We start from the raw sequence: 17,347 nt of genomic DNA on the forward strand, positions 1-17,347 counted from the left end.
TCTGCTTGCCGACGCACGGCAAAAATTTTTGTTTTGAAACAGCTCCTACTTGCCGGAAAGGCTCTGGCTTGCTATACTACTTTAAAGAATACCATAAACCAGCCAAAAGAGAAAGAGAGAAAGGCGGTTTTTAACAATGTTTCTGTCCTTTTGTGGAAAAGTTCCCCGCGACGAGGGGGCTGCTTTTGTTGCGCCCAACGCCACCGTGCAGGGAGATGTGATCCTGAAAGCCGGTTCCACGGTGTGGTACGGTGCTGTGCTGCGCGGCGACGACGGCACTTTGACCATTGGCGAAAACTCCAACGTGCAGGATAATGCCGTGCTGCACTGTGATGTGGGCGGTGCTGTAATGCTGGGCAAAAGCGTCACCGTGGGCCACAGTGCCCTTGTGCACGGGTGCACGGTAGGGGACGGCAGCCTCATCGGGATGCACGCCACCCTGCTCAACCACTGCGTCGTGGGCAAAAACTGCATCATCGGCGCGGGTGCGCTGGTGCCGGAGGGCATGGTCATCCCGGACGGCTCGGTGGCCGTGGGCGTGCCCGCAAAGGTCATCAAGCAGGTGAGCCCCGCACAGATCGAGGCCAACCTGCACAACGCCGCCCACTATGTGGAGCACGGCAGAGTGCACGCAGCACAGTGCAAAATGGATTGACCCCCGTTTTTAGCCATGATATACTGTACAAAAAGCCCTTGTTTTGGGGGCAGGAGGTAAAAAACATGAAAAATCTTTCAAGACGCGCATTCCTTAAGCTTTCCGGCGCAGCACTGCTTGCGGCAGGGCTCACCGGCACCCTGACCGCCTGCGGCGGCACAGGCAGCATTGACATCCCCGGCACTGTGAACGGCATCGGATACGTAAGCGGAAGCGCAAACCGCACGATCCTTGGCACGCAGGAATACGGCACCATCCATGTGGTCAAGGTGGTTGTCACCCTGAAAAACGTCAGCAGCCGTGCCGTCACCCTGACCGCCGACAACTTCCCGGCTGAGATCGACCATTCTGCTGCATCGCCCATCTACTTTGGCTTTGCGGACAACGCCAGCGGCGACAGCTGGTGGACCCAGAAGGACTACGAATTGCAGCCGAACGAAGAAAAGACCTTTGTGCTGATCTACCGCATCAGCGAGAGTGCCTACAACAGCTGGTTCAAGCAGGTTCATACTGTCAGCCTCACCTTTACCAGCGGCCACCAGAAGGTGACCGGCAGCTACTCCTCCGAGACCGGTGAGCTGGTGGTGGGCGAAGTAGAAAAGGCATAAGGGAAAAACTGCGATTCAGATTGACACTTTGCACCTTATCTACTATAGTGAAAGTGACAGTCTGCCGCATTCTGGAATACCAGAATCTTTTGTACACCGCGCTGTTTGGTTTTTATCATTGGGAGAATTTTGTAAAAAGTTCATTGCAGGATGTTTTTTCACAAAAAAGTAATGACTTTTCACTTAAAATCGGGTATACTATATCCTGCGGGGAGGCGGGGCCGCAACCGTCTTTCCGCACATGATTCCTCCTCACACCAAAGCAATACCCCAAACAGAAACTCCCTCCGGTGTACCGCAAGCGCCGGAGGGAGTTTCTGTTTGCATCAGCTTTTGTATTTTATGATTTCCTGCAATCAAAGGAGAGATTTTTATGTCTGAACTGATCACCCGCCGTACTTTTTTAAAGGCCACTGGTGCCGCCGCACTGGTCGCTGCCGCAGGCGGCATGCTGGCAGGCTGCGGCGAAGGTTATGGTGCAACCCCCGGCAACCCGACCCTGCCCGCCATCGACACCGGTACTTATGCTACATTCGGCAACACCTATGTGGATATGGGGCCGCTGACTGGCACTTGGGTCTCCCGTACTACTTACGAATCGGACGGATGGCGGCATAATTATCTTTACACCGGCCTTTCTATTGATAACACCTATAACACAACTACTTCCGTTACGATTCATACCAGTAATTTTACCTGCAAACATAACGGTGCTACCGAATCTGGTCTGAAAGTGTGCAGTCTGGACAATTTTGGCCTGAACAGGGCCGGAACCGGTTTCCAGTATGTTTCTTCCGTAACCGTTGCCAGAGGTGACCGTAAAACGTTTCCTATCTATATTGACCTTGGCCCGGTGAATACAACTTCCCTCAATGTCAGAGGCATTTTTACGGTTGAGCTGAAACTGGGCGGAAAAACGGTCACCTTTAAATATCAGCCCATCTACGAAGACCCCTCTATTGAATAAAAATCATGATGCTAAAAACCGGAAGGGCACAACGCTCTTCCGGTTTTTCTTTTTGCATTACAGCGCGCGGAACTTTGCCGCAAACACGCTGAGCACAATTTTAGGGTTCACCTGCGCGCCAAGGCGCTGGATGGCGGCTTCGGCCAGCCGCAGGGCACGCTGGGCGGCAATGCCCTGCACCGGTGCGTGGGGGCTTTGCCGCAGGCCCGCTGCCGCCACCGCACGGAAGTCCGTCAGCAGGGCGGCGGCACCGGCCTTGTCCTTTTCGTAGGCGGCCAGCAGGCAGGCTGCGGCATAGCTGTCACGGTCGGCAGCGGCCTTTGCCAGCTGCAGGGCCTTTTCCACCTGCGCGGTGCGGGCTTCGTCCTGTGCGGCGGCAAGCACCGTGCCAATGTGACCGTCGAACAGTTCGCTGTACAGCGCGGCCGTCTTTTTGTCCACCCCCTGTGCGGCGCAGTAGCGGGCGCACTGCTCCGGCGAGACAGGAGCCACTGCAAAGCTGACGCAGCGGCTTCGGATGGTGGGCAGCACGCTTGCCAGCGAATCCGCCGTAAGCAGGAACAGCACCCCCTCCGGCGGCTCTTCCATCACCTTCAGCAGGGCATTGGCGGATTCCTCGTTCATCTTTTCCACATGGTAGAGCAACACGGCACGGCCCTCGGCCGAAAGGCTGGTGTTGAAGATCTCGCTGCGCATAGCCTTGACCTGACTGACCAGATATTTGCCGCCTGCGCCCATACCGGCAACGCTGATCGCTTCACGCACGATGCCGGTCTCCACATGGCCGCTGTCGCGGTCGCCGGGCTTACCCACAGCACGGCAGCATTCGCCCCGCAGAAGGGCCTCAGCGGGCACTCCGCCTGCAGGGTAAAGATAATCTGCCGCAATGCAGCGGGCCGCAAAACCGGCTCCAAGGCCCTCTTCTCCCACCAGCAGCACGCTGTGGGTCAGGCGGCGGGCTGCCAGCATCAGCTGCACGCTGCTTTTCAGTTCTGCATTGCCCTCCATGCGGTCCAGCATCATGGTGTTTCTCCTTACCTTCTGTTTCTCCGCTTCCACTGCTCACGGCGTACCCACGCGCGGACGGAACGATAGGCCATCGGGCCAAAGAACAGCCAGACGTTCGCCATGCTGAGCAGCAGGCTCAGCTTTTGCGGCAGCGGCGCGCCCAGAAAGCTGAGCACCCACAGTGCTGCCGCAAAAAAGCCAAAGTATTTTACCCGGATGGGGATGACAAAGAACAGCAGCACCTGCACCTCCGGGTACAGCACGGCAAAGGCCAGCAGCAGCGAAAGGGACAGGCAGTAGGTGCTGCCGGTCACGCCGGTGAGCAGGCAGGCCAGCACAGTGCCCAGCATCCCGGAGAGCAGATACACCGTATAGCGGAAATCGCCCCACTCCCGTTCCAGCGCCGTGCCGATGAACCATGTGAAATAGATGCCCAGCACCGCGCTGAGGATGCTGCCGCCGTAAGAGGGGATGAACGCAAAGGTGATGATGCGCCAGATCTGGCCGCGCAGCAGAAAATAGCGGCTGAGTGCCAGCCAGACACTGATGGTCTGGTTGACAAACAGCTCGATGGCCAGCACAAGGATCTGCCCGCCCACCAGAATGTTGGTCAGGTTCGGGATGCTGAAGCGGCCGTATTTGCGCTCCAGCTGGTTGAGCCAATTGTTCATATAAGGTGCCTCCAACGCATTGTATTCCGATATCGGTGAGTTTTGCCGCATTTTTCTGCTGTTATTGTACCATGATTGGCCGGGGCATTCAAGGCAATGCCACAGTGTGGAAAACCGCCGCATCTTCCGCCCAAAAATACAGCTGTCAAGCGGATCTTGCGGCACAAAAGCACAACCGGAAAGTGTATGGATTTTCCTGTCTGGAATGAACTTTTCACTTTTTCCACCGGGTTTTCCACCGTTTTTGTGAAGAAAAGGGCAAGTTTTCCATGAGGTTTTCCACTTTTTCCACCGGGTTTTCCACAACAAAAGGGCATCAGCCCTATACACACCGTAATTCAGGCCGCAGCTTTCTGGTAAGTTTTGGGCAAAAATGCGGGCATTCTGCCTTTTATAAAAAAGAAAGTCGAAGGATTTTCTTTGTATTCTACAAACCGTTCCTGAGCGGTGATTTATTTTTCTCCAATCTGGAATGAACCGGTCACAAGTTTTCAACACCTGGCCGCTGCCGTTTTTCTGTGTGGAAAAGGCGGGGAAACATGCAGTTTTCCACACCGGAAAAAGCAATGCCGGGCAGTCACTTCAAGACCGTCCGGCATTGCTCTATTGTTTACATCATATTGTGGAACACCAGCTGTGCGATCTGGAAATACAGGATCAGGCTGCAGGCATCCACGATCGTGGTGATGAAGGGGGTAGCCATGATGGCCGGGTCGGCACCCAGCTTCTTGGCTGCCAGCGGCAGCATACCGCCCACCAGCTTTGCCAGAATGACGCTGAAGAACAGCGATACGCTGACCACGATGGCATAGCCCATCACGTTGGCGTACTGGCCGGGGAACAGGAAGGTGTACATCAGGTAGATGCGCAAGCCGTTCACGATGCCCAGCACCGCGCCCACGATGGCAGACACCCGCAGCTCCTTGCCCAGCACCTGCAGAAAGTCGCTGGGCTCCACCTCGCCCAGAGCCAGACCACGCACCATCAGGGTGCTGATCTGGTTGCCGCAGTTGCCGGCGGTATCCATCAGCATGGGCATGAAGGAGACCAGCAGGGGCAGGCTGACAAAGGCCTCCTCATAGTGGGTGGTGACCATGCCGGTAAAGGTGGCGGACAGCATCAGGATCAGCAGCCATGGGATGCGCTGCTTTGCGTGGGTCCAGACGCTGGTGCCGAAGTAGGTGGTGGCATCGTCGTCCGGCAGAATAGCAGCCATCTTCTGCATATCCTCGGTGCTCTCGTCGGTCAGAACGTCGATTGCATCGTCGATGGTGATGATACCCACGAACATGCCCTCGTTGTCCAGAACAGGCATGGCGGTAAAGTCGTAGCGCTGCATCTCACGGGCCACGTACTCCTGATCGTCGGTCACTTTCACAGTGACCACGTTATCATCCATGATCTCGGTGATGGGAGTATGCGGCTCTGACAGCAGCAGGCTTCGGGCAGAAACAACGCCCTTCAGGCGGTTGCGCTCCACCACGTAGCAGGTGTACACGGTCTCTGCGTTTTCGCCCTGCTTGCGGATGGCTTCAAAGGCCTGCGCCACGGTCATATCCTCGCGCAGACGGACATATTCGGGGGTCATTAGGCTGCCGGCAGAGCTTTCGGGGTAGTTCAGCAGCTTGTTCAGGCTCTCACGGGTCTGCTTGGAGGATTTCTCCAGCACCCGCTTCACCACGCCTGCCGGCATATCCTCCAGCAGGTCGGCGGCATCGTCCAGACTCATTTCTTCAATGGCACCCACCAGCTCCACATCTGAGAAGGCGTTCACCAGATCGTCGCGGGCCTCGTCGGACATATAGGCAAAGGCCTCGGTGGCCACTTCCTTTTTGAGCAAGCGGAACACCACAAGGCGGTTGTTTTCGTCCAGCTCTTCCAGCAGCTCGGCCAAGTCGGCAGGCTGCTCTTCCTCGGTCACTTCGCGCAGCTTGACATACTGCTTCTTGATGAGCAGCTTGAGCAGGCGGCTCTTGGTGAGCATCTCAGGGTTGGCCTTGACCTCTTCGTCGTTGGCTTCCTCTTTTTCGGCCTCGCGCATATCCTGCTTGAGGTCTTCCGTAGCTTCCTCGTTCAGATCTTCAGCCAGCTTCTGGCGGACCTCGGCGGGGATATCAGCAGGCAGCTCCTGCACCGGCAGCGCCTGTTCCGCAGCATCAGCCGTCAGCTTCTTTTCTTCCATATCCATTGGGCGTACCTCCTCAGTTTTTACGGAACAGGAGCAGCTCCTGTATCCGGAGGACGCAGCAGATCGGGAAACAAAAAACGCGCCGCCTTGCCTGCCGGAATGCCGCAAACGCCGCATTCTGCGCACACAAAGCCGCGCCTTCCTCTGCTCTGTTTTGCGGAAAGATGCACCGTTGAAGCGGTGCTTTTCCGCAAGGCTCAGCGAAGGAGGCGAACGGTTGGGGAAAACGCAGTTGTTTTTGTTTTCTGATCCACCGCGCCGGTGGTTCTACTTCGACTATGATCCGGGTCCATTTTCCTGCGTTCACCTCCAAGTTTTCATACTCATTTTTATTATAGCGCCGCAAAAAAACGGGGTCAACCCTAAACCACCGATTTACCAGAATTTTGCAAAACAAAACACCCTCTTCCGTGTTGCGGCACACGAAAAAGGGTGTTTTGTTTGGATATTGCCTTGGTGTGAGGAGGAATCATGTTACTTGGGTAAGCGGTTGCGGCCCCGCTTCCCATGGCAAAAGTATAACAGCTTTCACAATTGAATTCGTTAAGAAGCTATGAAGAAACTGTAAAAAGGGAATGGTATCTTTTGGAAGATTTTGTGATAGGCTTTTTCGGTTGACGTTCGATTTCCGTGCACAAAAATACGCCCCGGTCACCTTGCGGTGAACGGGGCGCTAAAAACGATATTCGTTTTTTACTGCGGCAAGATTCCTGCAAAGCAGGTCTTATGCAGCAGGTGGAGCAAGGTATCTGCAAGCAGACCTTATGCTCCTGACACACGCGGTGTGTGCTTTCAAGGACCCTCGCGGGCGCTTTGGTATCTCATATCCCGCTGCGGTGCTCCGCACGGAACAAAGCACCGCCCGGGAAGTGAAATCAGATAGAACTCGTATGGCGAATGCTGTACTTCAGCACATCACCTGCATGGATGGATGCGTTTCTCCGCTTCGTACCGCTGCATTGCGCAGTAACCGCCGGTACGGGGCAGCCGCCCTCTTGCATTGTGGGGCTAAGGTGCCGCAAATATCTGCATCCAAAGCGCAGAAGAATGCTTACTTGTACAGGTCGACCAGACGGGTCAGGTGCTCGTAGCGGTCGTTTGCAACTTCCTGGTTGCGTGCGAACAGCTCCTTAGCACGGTCGGGGAATGCACGAGTCAGGCGGCTGTAACGGGTCTCGTTAGCCAGCAGTGCCTGATACTTCTCGTTATCCACAGCCTTGGAGGTCAGGGTGAACGGATTCTTGCCCTGAGCCTTGTTTGCCGGGTTGAAGGTGAACAGGTTCCAGTAACCGGCCTCAACTGCCTTCTTCATCTCGTTCTGGCAGTTGGTCATGCCGCCCTTGACACCGTGCAGCTCGCAGGGAGCGTAGCCGATGATCAGAGACGGGCCGGGGTAAGCCTCAGCCTCAGCGATGGCCTTGACAGCCTGAGCCGGGTTAGCACCCAGTGCGATCTGAGCAACATAGATGTAACCGTAGGTCATAGCGATCTCGGACAGGCTCTTCTTGCTGATTTCCTTACCAGCAGCAGCGAACTGGCAGACTTCACCAATGTTGGAAGCCTTGGATGCCTGTCCACCGGTGTTGGAGTACATCTCAGTATCGAAGACCATCACGTTGACATCCTCGCCGGAAGCCAGAACGTGATCCAGACCACCGAAGCCGATGTCGTATGCCCAGCCGTCACCACCGAAGATCCAGACGGACTTCTTGGCGATGTACTGCTTGCTCTTCAGGATCTCTGCAGACTTCTCGCAGCCGGCAGCAGCAGCCTTCTCCAGCTCAGCGATCAGGGCCTTTGCGGGCTCGTCGTTGGCCTTGGTGTTGTTCTTGGTTGCGATGAACTGCTCGTAAGCAGCCTTCAGCTCAGCAGAAGCCTTGTCGGAACCAGCAACCTCTGCGATCTCCTTGATCAGGTTCTCGCGGATGGTCTTCTGGCCGATGTACAGGCCCAGACCATGCTCTGCGTTATCCTCGAACAGGGAGTTGCACCATGCAGGACCATGGCCGCTGTCCTTGTTGACGGTGTACGGAGAGATGGAAGCGGTGCCGCCCCAGATAGAGGAGCAGCCGGTAGCGTTGGAGATGTACATCTTCTCGCCGAACAGCTGAGTGATCAGGCGAGCATAAGAAGTCTCGGCACAGCCTGCGCAGGAGCCAGAGAACTCCAGCAGCGGCTGGTTGAACTGAGAACCGATGACGGTATCGTCAGCAAACTTGGAAGGCTTCTTGGAGATGTTGGCCACGCAGTAGTCGAACACTGCCTGCTGATCGGCCTGGCTGTCCTGCGGCACCATGGTGATAGCCTTGGTGGGGCAGACGGTGACGCACTCGCCGCAGCCCATGCAGTCCAGAGGAGACACAGCCATAACAAACTTGTACTCGTTTGCGGGCTTGTTGTCGCGGCTCTTGGTCTGTGCAGGAGCAGCTGCCAGCTCGTCGGCGGTCAGCTGGAAGGGACGGATGGTAGCATGAGAGCAGACGAATGCACACTGGTTACAGCCAACGCACTTTGCAGCATCCCACTCGGGGACGTTGACAGCGGTGCCGCGCTTCTCGTATGCAGAAGCGCCCTGCTCCCACTCGCCGTTTGCATTTGCCACGAAGGAAGAGACAGGCAGGCTGTCGCCGTCCATACGGGCAATGGGCTCCATGACCTCACGGATCTGCTTGACCAGCTCCGGACGGCCGGTGAGAGCCTTGGGTGCGGGATCAGCCTCGGGGTTGGACCAGGATGCGGGCACGTCCACCTTGTGGATGGCGTCAACGCCTGCATCGATAGCCTTCCAGTTCATCTCAACGACGTCCTGGCCCTTCTTGCCGTAGCTCTTCTGAGCTGCCTGCTTCATGAAGTTGACGGCATCCTCGATGGGCATGACGTCAGCCAGCTTGAAGAATGCAGACTGCAGGATGGTGTTGGTGCGCTTGCCCATGCCGATCTCGATAGCCTTATCGATAGCATTGATGGTATACAGCTGGATGTTGTTGTCAGCAATATACTTCTTTGCCTCGGCGTTCAGGTGCTGGCCCAGCTCCTCATCGGACCACTGGCAGTTGATCATGAACACGCCGCCGGGCTTGACATCCTGGACCATCTTCATGCCCATGTGGATGTAAGCGGGGTTGTGGCAGGCCACGAAGTCAGCCTGGTTGATGTAGTAGGGGCTGCGGATGGGCTTGTCGCCGAAACGCAGATGGCTGATGGTCACGCCGCCGGTCTTCTTGGAGTCATACTGGAAGTATGCCTGAACATACTTGTCGGTATGGTCGCCGATGATCTTGACGGAGTTCTTGTTAGCACCGACAGTACCGTCGCCGCCCAGACCCCAGAACTTGCACTCCTTGGTGCCAGCAGCTGCGGTGATGGGAGCGGGCTTGACTTCCGGCAGAGACAGGAAGGTGACGTCATCGGTGATACCCAGAGTGAAGCGCTCCTTGGGCTGATCCTTCTCCAGCTCCTTGAACAGAGCAAAGATGGAGGACGGCGGGGTATCCTTGCTGCCCAGACCGTAACGGCCGCCGGTCAGAACGACATCGTTCAGGCCAGCCTCACGCAGGGTAGCGGCAACATCCAGGTACAGGGGCTCGCCCAGAGAGCCGGGCTCCTTGGTGCGGTCCAGCACAGCCACCTTCTTGGCGGTCTTGGGCAGGACCTTCAGCAGGGAAGCGGAGACCCAGGGACGGTACAGGCGGACCTTGACGATACCGACCTTCTCGCCCTTGGCGTTCAGGTAGTCGATGACCTCATCAGCAACGTCGCAGATGGAGCCCATAGCCACGATCACACGGTCAGCATCGGGTGCGCCGTAGTAGTTGAACAGATCGTAGTTGGTGCCCAGCTTTGCGTTGATCTTGGCCATGTACTTCTCAACAACAGCAGGCAGAGCGTTGTAAACGCTGTTGCATGCCTCACGATGCTGGAAGAACACGTCGCCGTTCTCGTGGGAGCCGCGCATCTTGGGGTTCTCGGGGTTCAGAGCCTTCTTACGGAACTCCTCCACAGCCTCCATGTTGCACATTTCCTTCAGATCGGCGTAATCCCACTTCTCGATCTTCTGGTACTCATGAGAAGTACGGAAGCCATCGAAGAAGTTCAGGAAGGGAACCTTGCCCTCGATGGCGCACAGATGTGCGACAGGGGACAGATCCATGACTTCCTGCACGCTGCTCTCGACCAGCATTGCAAAGCCGGTCTGACGGCATGCCATAACGTCGCTGTGATCACCAAAGATGTTCAGGGACTGGGTAGCAACGGTACGTGCAGAAACATCGAACACGCAGGGCAGCTGCTCAGCAGCGATCTTGTACATGTTGGGGATCATCAGCAGCAGGCCCTGAGAAGCGGTGAAGGTGGTGGTAACAGCACCTGCACCCAGAGAGCCGTGCACAGCGCCAGCAGCGCCGGCCTCAGATTCCATCTCGACGACCTTGACCTGATTGCCGAAGATGTTCTTCTGGCCAGCTGCGGACCACTGGTCCACAGAGTCAGCCATCGGAGAAGACGGGGTAATGGGGTAGATGGCAGCCACGTCCGTGTAGGCATACGCTACATGGGCGGCAGCGGTATTGCCATCCATAGTTTGCTTTGCTCTAGGCATTTTTCTTCCTCCATTATTCAGAATTTGGTACCTTTTGCGCGGGGCAATATGCCCCACATGGGACCGGAGAACCCCATAAAGGCACTATTGCTTGTATACTATAATAGCAAATTCCGCCCATAAAGTAAACGCAAACCGCTCAACAAACGCACCAAAAATAAAGAAATTTTTTTAGCGCTTTTGTACGTCTTTAGTTCGTTAAAGTGAGCAATGGCGCGGATTTTCCGGTTTTGGCCTGCCTGCTTTGCCAGATCCTGTGATTTTTTTCGCAAAAAGAGGAATTTCCCCTCCCGTGAAAATGCGTTTGGAGCACAAGGGCAGCGTCCTCGCCCTCTCCGTCTGCTCACTGCGTTCGCATCCACCTCGTTCCCCTTTCTGTCGCTTGCGCGACATCTTCCCCCGACCGGGGGAAATCTGTCAAAGGGAGAGGCCTTGGCAAAGAGATGAAGTTTGCATGGACTGCCAAGGGCTCCCACTTTGGGGGAGCTGGCAAAGCCGACAGGCTTTGACTGAGAGGGCGAGCCCGCTAAAGGTTTCTCCTCTCTCTCTTATATTTATCATCTCTTTATTGACAACAAACCTCATTTTGCCGTAAACTGAAGCCATAGAAAACCGGCGCTGTGCCGGGCAAAGAGGGTAATAGAATGGAGAAGACCGTGCATTATGAAAAAACACTCACCAGCGAGGTGCTCTTCGAGGGCCGGGTGATCACCCTGACAAAAGACACTGCTCTGCTGGAAAACGGCAAGACTGCCGAACGCGAAGTGGTGCATCACCACGGCGGTGCGTGCATCCTGCCCTATTTTGAGGACGGCACCATCTGCATGGTGCGCCAGTTCCGCTACGCCATGCAGCAGGAGCTGTGGGAGCTGCCTGCCGGCAAGCTGGAAAAGGGTGAGGACCCCTTTGAAGCCGCCAAGCGGGAGCTGGGCGAGGAGTGCGGCCTGACCGCGGACAATTATATCTCTCTGGGCCAGTTTTTCCCCACCGTGGGCTATGACACCGAAGTGATCTACACATGGGTCGCCACCGGCCTGCACAAGACCCAGATGCATCTGGATGCCGATGAATTCCTGACCCCTGACCGTGTGCCGCTGGATAAAGCTTATGAGATGGTCATGAGCGGCGAGATCCGGGACGGCAAGACCATTGCCGGTATCCTGAAGCTCAAGGCCCTGATCGCCGAGGGCAGGCTGTGAACATCCTGTACGAAGATGCCGCCCTTGTGGTGCTGGACAAGCCCGCCGGACTTTCCAGCGAAGAGGGCGTGCCCGCAGCCCTGCGGCAGCTGTGGGGCCAGCCGGATGCCTTTGTGGGGGTGGTGCACCGGCTGGACACGGGTGTGTCCGGCCTGATGGTGTTTGCCAGAACGCCCGGGGCTGCGGCCGCACTCAGCCGTCAGATCACCCAGAGCCAGAACGCCTACGCTGTGCAGGATGGCAGGGCCGAAGGGAAGCCGGAAGTGCCGCAGTTCATCAAGCGGTATCGGGCCGTCATTGCAGGCGGGCCGGACGAAGCACTGCCCGCCGAAGGCGCCCTGCGGGACTGGCTGTTCAAGGACAGCCGCAAAGGCCGGGTATTCCCTGTGAGCCGCCCGCGCAGAGGTGTGCGGGAAGCCGTGCTGGAATACCGCATCGTGAAAACGGCAGGAGAGATGAGCCTTGCTGAGATCACGCTGCACACCGGCCGCACCCATCAGATCCGGGTGCAGTTTGCATCCCGGAAGCATCCGCTGACCGGAGACGGCAAATACGGAAGCCGCGTAAAAGGCAGCATTGCCCTGCAGAGCTGTGGCCTGCAGTTTTTGCACCCGGAGACCGGAAAGCCTATGGCATTTACGCTGCCGCTCCCGGAGGGTGCGTTCTGGAAAACGTTTGAAGGATAATGCATTTCCATTAGGTGAGAGGTATGGAACAATACAAAACTGATGCTGAGATCTATGCTGTACTGGAGCGGGAGATCATTGACCTGACCATCCGCCCCGGCTCTTCGCTGAGCGAAAATCCGCTCTGTGCCCGCTTTGGCGCACCGCGCACCCTGATCCGGGTGGTGCTGCAGAAGCTGCAGGAAAACGGGCTGGTAAAGATCGTGCCTTACAAGGGCACTACCGTTACCCGGCTGAACCGCCGCATCGTGGACGAACTGATCTACGAGCGCACCGCCGTGGAAGCCCGCGTATTGCGGGATTTTTCGCCCCGGTGCACCCCCGAGCAGCGGGCGTTGATCCGCAGGCGGGTGGAAGCCTACGAAGCCCTTGCGGCTATGGAGAGCCCGGATTACAACAAGCTGTACGAGGCCGACCGTGCCCTGCACGGGACATGGTTTGCGGCCATGGATAAAATGTACCTGTGGAGCACCCTGCAGAACGCCCACGCCGACTACAGCCGCTTCCGGATGCTGGACACCATGACCACCGGCGGTCTTGCCGAGGTGATCGCAGACCACCGCAACCTGATGAACGCCATCGAACGGTGCGACCTTGCTGCCTTCGAGCCACTGGTGGAACGGCACCTCTACGGCGGCATCCGGCGGCTTGGCTCCAAGCTGACCGAGGAATATGCCGATTATTTTGAGCCGGAAAAGTAATTGTTCTATGTGGAACATTTTATAAAACGAAAGGACACAGTGCATTGCAGCGCCGTGCCCTTTTGTTTTATGCTGTCTGAATTTCAGAACACCCCGGAAATAAAAATTTCCAGACCAATGCCAATGAGGATGATGCCGCCCAGAATGGATGCCTTGCCGGAGAGCTTGGTGCCAAACTTTTTGCCGATGTGCAGGCCCGCCATGCAGATAAAGAAGGTGACCACCGCAATGATGAGCGATGCCGCCAGAGCCATCAGCCAGCCGTACTCCGAAATGGTGAAGCCGACGGAAAGAGCATCGATGCTGGTAGCCACGCCCTGCATGAACAGTGCACCCGCACTCAGCTCTGCTGCTTCTTCGGCCTCTTCGCCCTTGATGCCATCCACAAGCATCTTGCCGCCAATGTAGCCCAGCAGAGCCAGCGCGATCCACGGGATGAACTTTTCAAACGAAGAGAACAGCTCCACAATGGTGTGCACGCACACCCAGCCCGTCATGGGCATCACGGCCTGAAAAAGGGCAAAGGTGCCCGCGATCCTGCACATGGTTCCCCTGCTCATGCGGGGGTCGTGCAGGCCGTTTGCCATAGACACCGAGAACGCATCCATTGCAAGGCCCACGCCCAGCAGGGCACTGTTGAAGAAAAATACAAAACTCCATTCCATATTGTCTGCCTCCTGAATCTGACCAGAATATCGGGCAATACAAAACCCGGTCACGGGCGCACATGTACGTCCGGGACCGGGTGATTTTTTGAAACCAACTCCATGTGCACGGGCGCTGTTCTATGCGCCAAAAACACATGAGTCTCGCAAATGAAAGCAAGCCAGACCGGAACCAACGGTCATCATGTTGACTTGCTGCGCTCTGCAAAAGCGCCTGCTACTCCCCCACGGGTATTTGTGATTGTTTTGCCATTGTAGCATATCTTTGCAGGGAAGTCCAGACAAACCTGCGCGGTTACACGGTATTTTTCCATCGGCGGGCAAAATACCAGTCCTGTGAAATAATAAAACACAGGGTGTTGCCCAGTGCCCTCAGGGTAACAGCATGTTCCTGACGCAAGGCCCGGCGGGCGCAGCGCTCGTACTCCCGCGCCTGCTGCATCCGGGCACTCCGGCGCTCTTCGGCGGTCAGGTGCATTCCCACATCGATCAGGGAGTGCAGCAGTGCCCAGTACAGCTCACACAGCGAACCCGTGATACCATGGCGGCGGACGCACTCGAACACAGTATAGTTTGCTTCCACACGGTCGAGATTGCGCAGGGTGACTTTGCTGTTGACGATGCTGCCCGCCACCTTGCGGTAAAGGTACAGCACATCCGGGATATTAGCGATTCTGTCCGCTTTTTCGTAGGCGTAGGCGATCAGCAGGGTGTCCTCGTTCAGCTTGCCCTCTGCAAAGCGCAGCTGCGCAAAAATGCTGCGGTGGTACAGCTTGTTCCACACCACCATGTAGGGCAGAAGGGTGCTGTGCTCCAACGCCTGCTCCGGGGTCAGCACCTCCCGCCGCACATGCAGATACTGCTCCCGGATGGGGGTCAGGGCTTCGTCCACCTGCCGGTAATTGCACACGGCCATCTGTGCACCGGCCTCCTGCGCCGCATGGTAAAGCTTTGCGCAGAAGTCCGGCGTGATGGTGTCGTCTGAATCCACAAAGGCGATCCATTCGCCCTCTGCCGCGTCCAGCCCGGCATTGCGGGCCCCGCTCAGACCACAGTTTTTCTGGTGGATGACCCGGATGCGGCTGTCCTTTGCCGCTGCGGCATCGCACAAAGCAGGGCAGCTGTCCGGAGAGCCATCGTCCACCAGGATCAGCTCAAAATCCGTGAAGGTCTGAGCAAGGATGGAAGAGATGCAGGCGCTCAGAAAACGCTCTGTCTTATATACCGGCACGATAATGCTGATCTCCGGCTGTTTTTTATGTTGTTCCTGCACAATAAACTCCTCATTGCTTCAGGTCGTTTTCTGCCGTCTTTCCGCCCTTTTGCGGCATAGATCCAGATAACTGCAGGCCGATGCAGCGCAGACCACTGCCGCCCACAAATTTTTTAGTGTTACGCCGCGGGCTTGCATCAGCCGATGGCGGGCTGTACGCTCATACGCAAAGGCTTCCTTCATCCGGGGGCTTTTGCGCTCTTCCGGTGTCAGGTGCAGCCAGATGTCCCACACGGCAGTCAAAATCGGGCGATAGGCTGCACACAAAGCATCCCGGATGCCGTTTTGGTACAGCACATCAAACAGGCGGTACCATGCTTCCACCCAGTCCAGTGTTTTCAAGGTAGTCTTGCGGTGCATGGCACTGCCGGTAACGATGCGGTAATTGTATAAAAAATCCCATACACCGCAGGCAGAAGCCGCTCTTGCGTAAATGACCGGCATGAGACAGGTATCTTCAAACGCCTTGTTTTCTGGATAGCGCAGATTTTCCAGCAGTTTTCGGCGATAAAGCTTATTCCACGGAACCTGAAAATCCGACACCACCATCCGGCGCAGAACTTCCTCCTGCGGCAAAAACTCGTTCAAAAGGCGATGTTCTCCGCCCGCAAGCGTTTTGCCTGTTTCATCAATGCACTGACTGCTGCAGATTGCAAAATCTGCACCCATTTCCAGCGCTGCCTTATGCATTTTTTCCAGATATTCTGGTGCTGCTGTATCATCCGAATCCACAAATGCGATCCAATTTCCCTGTGCTGCATCCAGACCCGCATTGCGGGCTGTGCTTACACCGCCGTTTTGCTTATGGATCACCCGCACGCGGCTGTCCCTTTTTGCTGCTGCATCGCACAGGGCAGGACAGTTGTCCGGTGAGCCATCGTCCACAAGGATCAGTTCAAAATCTGTAAAGGTCTGAGCGAGGATGGAATCGATGCACTCATTCAGATATTTTTCCACCTGATACACTGGCACGATGATGCTGATCTCCGGTCTTCCGATTTCTGCTCTTTCACTCACAGTATTTCTCCCATTCGGAATTCAGTTTTATTTCCGGTACTTGAAGTTGAAGTAGAACTGCGGGTTTGCAATGCAGAGTGCGGTTTCTGCTGCGTTGCGCAGGGTACAGGCCCCCTGTTGACGAACCTCTCTGCCCGCTTTTTTCAAGCACGCTTCCGCCTGCCGAACCCGTTCACTGTTTCTCTGTTTGGGTGGCAGATTTTTTTTTGTGTTTCGGAGCATGCGTTTCATCAGTACATACTGCAGGAATGCTGTGTCTTTTTTTCCATACTTGAGTGCACAAGCAAGAAGGCCGTAGTTTGCATCGATCTCATCCAGATTTTTCAATGTGACCTTTCCATGCATGATGCTTGCCGGATGCAGCCGGTAATGGTACAGTTTTTCCTTTATACAAGCCACAGCTGTTGTATGTTCAATGATTTCCGGTGTGGTAAATGCATCTTCATAGTTTTTGCCCACAGGAAAAACGATTCCTTCCAGCACATCTCTCCGATGCAGTCTTGTTGCTGCCTGAATCAACGGCGTAAGGCGGATGCGGTGTATTGCTTCCTCACGGGAAAGCACTTCTGTACGTAAAGGCTGTTCCTGATAATCACAAAGACTTCCATCCTCTTCCATAAAAACTTCGTTGCAGACTGCAAGTTCAGCACCTGTCTGCTTTGCTGCCCGCAGCATTTTTTCGTAGTAAGTCTTGTCTACAAAGTCATCCGGGTCCACAAAGCCGATCCAATTTCCCTGTGCAGCTGCCAAACCCGCATTGCGGGCTGTGCTTACACCGCCGTTTTGCTTATGGATCACCCGCACGCGGCTGTCTTTTTCCGCCGCTGCATCACACAGGGCAGGGCAGTTGTCCGGTGAGCCATCGTCCACAAGGATCAGCTCAAAATCCGTAAAGGTCTGTGCCAGAATGGAATCAATGCATTCGTTCAGGTATTTTTCCACCTTATACACCGGCACGATGATGCTGATCTCCGGGGATTTTTTTTGCTCTGTCATGTTCCTTAAACCACTTTCTGTGTTTATTTTTATTCCTCACACGCTATTTCTATTATACATGGTTTGGATGGATTTGAAAAGAAGCCGCCGTGCAGAAATCCTTGCGCGGCGGCTTC

The 17,347-nt window shown here is 55.8% G+C and carries 14 protein-coding genes; 6 read left to right on the forward strand and 8 right to left on the reverse strand.

Going from position 1 to position 17,347, the window contains the following annotated elements; translation table 11 throughout:
- The first annotated feature begins 136 nt into the window (after positions 1–136).
- The 3 genes from DXA66_RS12165 to DXA66_RS12175 all read left to right on the forward strand — a co-directional run bounded on the left by DXA66_RS12165 (position 137) and on the right by DXA66_RS12175 (position 2,230).
- Positions 137–655, forward strand: a complete 519-nt coding sequence (locus DXA66_RS12165) for a gamma carbonic anhydrase family protein (RefSeq protein ID WP_118529179.1) — start codon at positions 137–139, stop codon at positions 653–655.
- Positions 656–720: 65 nt separating this feature from the next.
- Entirely contained in the window at positions 721–1,263 is a 543-nt protein-coding gene (locus DXA66_RS14430; protein ID WP_097776800.1) for a twin-arginine translocation signal domain-containing protein, read from the forward strand.
- Between the two features lie 373 nt (positions 1,264–1,636).
- Positions 1,637–2,230, forward strand: coding sequence for a twin-arginine translocation signal domain-containing protein (locus tag DXA66_RS12175; RefSeq protein ID WP_118529180.1), 594 nt, complete (start codon positions 1,637–1,639; stop codon positions 2,228–2,230).
- 57 nt (positions 2,231–2,287) lie between these two features.
- Here the strand turns inward: DXA66_RS12175 and DXA66_RS12180 are convergent, their stop codons facing one another.
- The 4 genes from DXA66_RS12180 to nifJ all read right to left on the reverse strand — a co-directional run bounded on the left by DXA66_RS12180 (position 2,288) and on the right by nifJ (position 10,694).
- On the reverse strand, positions 2,288–3,253 hold the full coding sequence (locus DXA66_RS12180) for a hypothetical protein (RefSeq protein WP_118529181.1): 966 nt from the start codon (positions 3,251–3,253) through the stop codon (positions 2,288–2,290).
- Between the two features lie 11 nt (positions 3,254–3,264).
- Positions 3,265–3,909, reverse strand: coding sequence for a rhomboid family intramembrane serine protease (locus DXA66_RS12185; RefSeq protein ID WP_118529182.1), 645 nt, complete (start codon positions 3,907–3,909; stop codon positions 3,265–3,267).
- 610 nt (positions 3,910–4,519) lie between these two features.
- The gene (mgtE, locus tag DXA66_RS12190; RefSeq protein WP_005939167.1) at positions 4,520–6,097 is read right to left on the reverse strand and encodes a magnesium transporter; all 1,578 of its coding nucleotides are present in this window, start codon (positions 6,095–6,097) and stop codon (positions 4,520–4,522) included.
- Positions 6,098–7,148: 1,051 nt separating this feature from the next.
- Complete coding sequence (nifJ, locus tag DXA66_RS12200) at positions 7,149–10,694, reverse strand: pyruvate:ferredoxin (flavodoxin) oxidoreductase (protein WP_118529184.1); 3,546 nt, start codon at positions 10,692–10,694, stop codon at positions 7,149–7,151.
- A 644-nt stretch (positions 10,695–11,338) separates the two neighbouring features.
- On the opposite strand from nifJ, the gene DXA66_RS12205 reads away from it, so the two are divergent.
- From DXA66_RS12205 to DXA66_RS12215, 3 genes are read left to right on the forward strand one after another with little or no spacing between them, the layout of a single operon-like run.
- Positions 11,339–11,893: an NUDIX domain-containing protein gene (locus tag DXA66_RS12205; protein WP_005940449.1), complete on the forward strand. Its 555-nt coding sequence runs from the start codon at positions 11,339–11,341 to the stop codon at positions 11,891–11,893.
- A complete protein-coding gene (locus DXA66_RS12210) occupies positions 11,890–12,579 on the forward strand; it encodes an RluA family pseudouridine synthase (RefSeq protein WP_118529185.1) in 690 nt (229 codons plus the stop codon). The genes DXA66_RS12205 and DXA66_RS12210 overlap by 4 nt, the downstream gene beginning before the upstream one ends.
- A gap of 23 nt (positions 12,580–12,602) precedes the next feature.
- Entirely contained in the window at positions 12,603–13,280 is a 678-nt protein-coding gene (locus DXA66_RS12215; protein ID WP_097781064.1) for a GntR family transcriptional regulator, read from the forward strand.
- 83 nt (positions 13,281–13,363) lie between these two features.
- Here the strand turns inward: DXA66_RS12215 and DXA66_RS12220 are convergent, their stop codons facing one another.
- From DXA66_RS12220 to DXA66_RS12235, 4 genes are all read right to left on the reverse strand, one after another.
- Complete coding sequence (locus tag DXA66_RS12220; protein ID WP_118529186.1) at positions 13,364–13,945, reverse strand: manganese efflux pump; 582 nt, start codon at positions 13,943–13,945, stop codon at positions 13,364–13,366.
- A gap of 295 nt (positions 13,946–14,240) precedes the next feature.
- Positions 14,241–15,218, reverse strand: a complete 978-nt coding sequence (locus DXA66_RS12225) for a glycosyltransferase family 2 protein (RefSeq protein ID WP_158576388.1) — start codon at positions 15,216–15,218, stop codon at positions 14,241–14,243.
- 18 nt (positions 15,219–15,236) lie between these two features.
- Positions 15,237–16,235 carry a glycosyltransferase family 2 protein gene (locus DXA66_RS12230; protein WP_158576390.1) on the reverse strand — a complete coding sequence of 333 codons (999 nt, stop codon included), beginning with the start codon at positions 16,233–16,235 and terminating at the stop codon, positions 15,237–15,239.
- A gap of 27 nt (positions 16,236–16,262) precedes the next feature.
- Positions 16,263–17,231 carry a glycosyltransferase gene (locus tag DXA66_RS12235; protein ID WP_118529189.1) on the reverse strand — a complete coding sequence of 323 codons (969 nt, stop codon included), beginning with the start codon at positions 17,229–17,231 and terminating at the stop codon, positions 16,263–16,265.
- Positions 17,232–17,347: the final 116 nt, after the last annotated feature.

The organism is Faecalibacterium sp. OF03-6AC (genome assembly GCF_003478175.1).
Taxonomy (GTDB): domain Bacteria; phylum Bacillota; class Clostridia; order Oscillospirales; family Ruminococcaceae; genus Faecalibacterium; species Faecalibacterium taiwanense.

Coding starts and splice junctions, on each gene's coding strand:
- DXA66_RS12165 (WP_118529179.1), top strand. CDS start 137: ATGTTTCTGTCCTTTTGTGGAAAAGTTCCCCGCGACGAGGGGGCTGCT.
- DXA66_RS14430 (WP_097776800.1), top strand. CDS start 721: ATGAAAAATCTTTCAAGACGCGCATTCCTTAAGCTTTCCGGCGCAGCA.
- DXA66_RS12175 (WP_118529180.1), top strand. CDS start 1,637: ATGTCTGAACTGATCACCCGCCGTACTTTTTTAAAGGCCACTGGTGCC.
- DXA66_RS12180 (WP_118529181.1), bottom strand. CDS start 3,253: ATGATGCTGGACCGCATGGAGGGCAATGCAGAACTGAAAAGCAGCGTG.
- DXA66_RS12185 (WP_118529182.1), bottom strand. CDS start 3,909: ATGAACAATTGGCTCAACCAGCTGGAGCGCAAATACGGCCGCTTCAGC.
- mgtE (WP_005939167.1), bottom strand. CDS start 6,097: ATGGATATGGAAGAAAAGAAGCTGACGGCTGATGCTGCGGAACAGGCG.
- nifJ (WP_118529184.1), bottom strand. CDS start 10,694: ATGCCTAGAGCAAAGCAAACTATGGATGGCAATACCGCTGCCGCCCAT.
- DXA66_RS12205 (WP_005940449.1), top strand. CDS start 11,339: ATGGAGAAGACCGTGCATTATGAAAAAACACTCACCAGCGAGGTGCTC.
- DXA66_RS12215 (WP_097781064.1), top strand. CDS start 12,603: ATGGAACAATACAAAACTGATGCTGAGATCTATGCTGTACTGGAGCGG.
- DXA66_RS12220 (WP_118529186.1), bottom strand. CDS start 13,945: ATGGAATGGAGTTTTGTATTTTTCTTCAACAGTGCCCTGCTGGGCGTG.
- DXA66_RS12235 (WP_118529189.1), bottom strand. CDS start 17,231: ATGACAGAGCAAAAAAAATCCCCGGAGATCAGCATCATCGTGCCGGTG.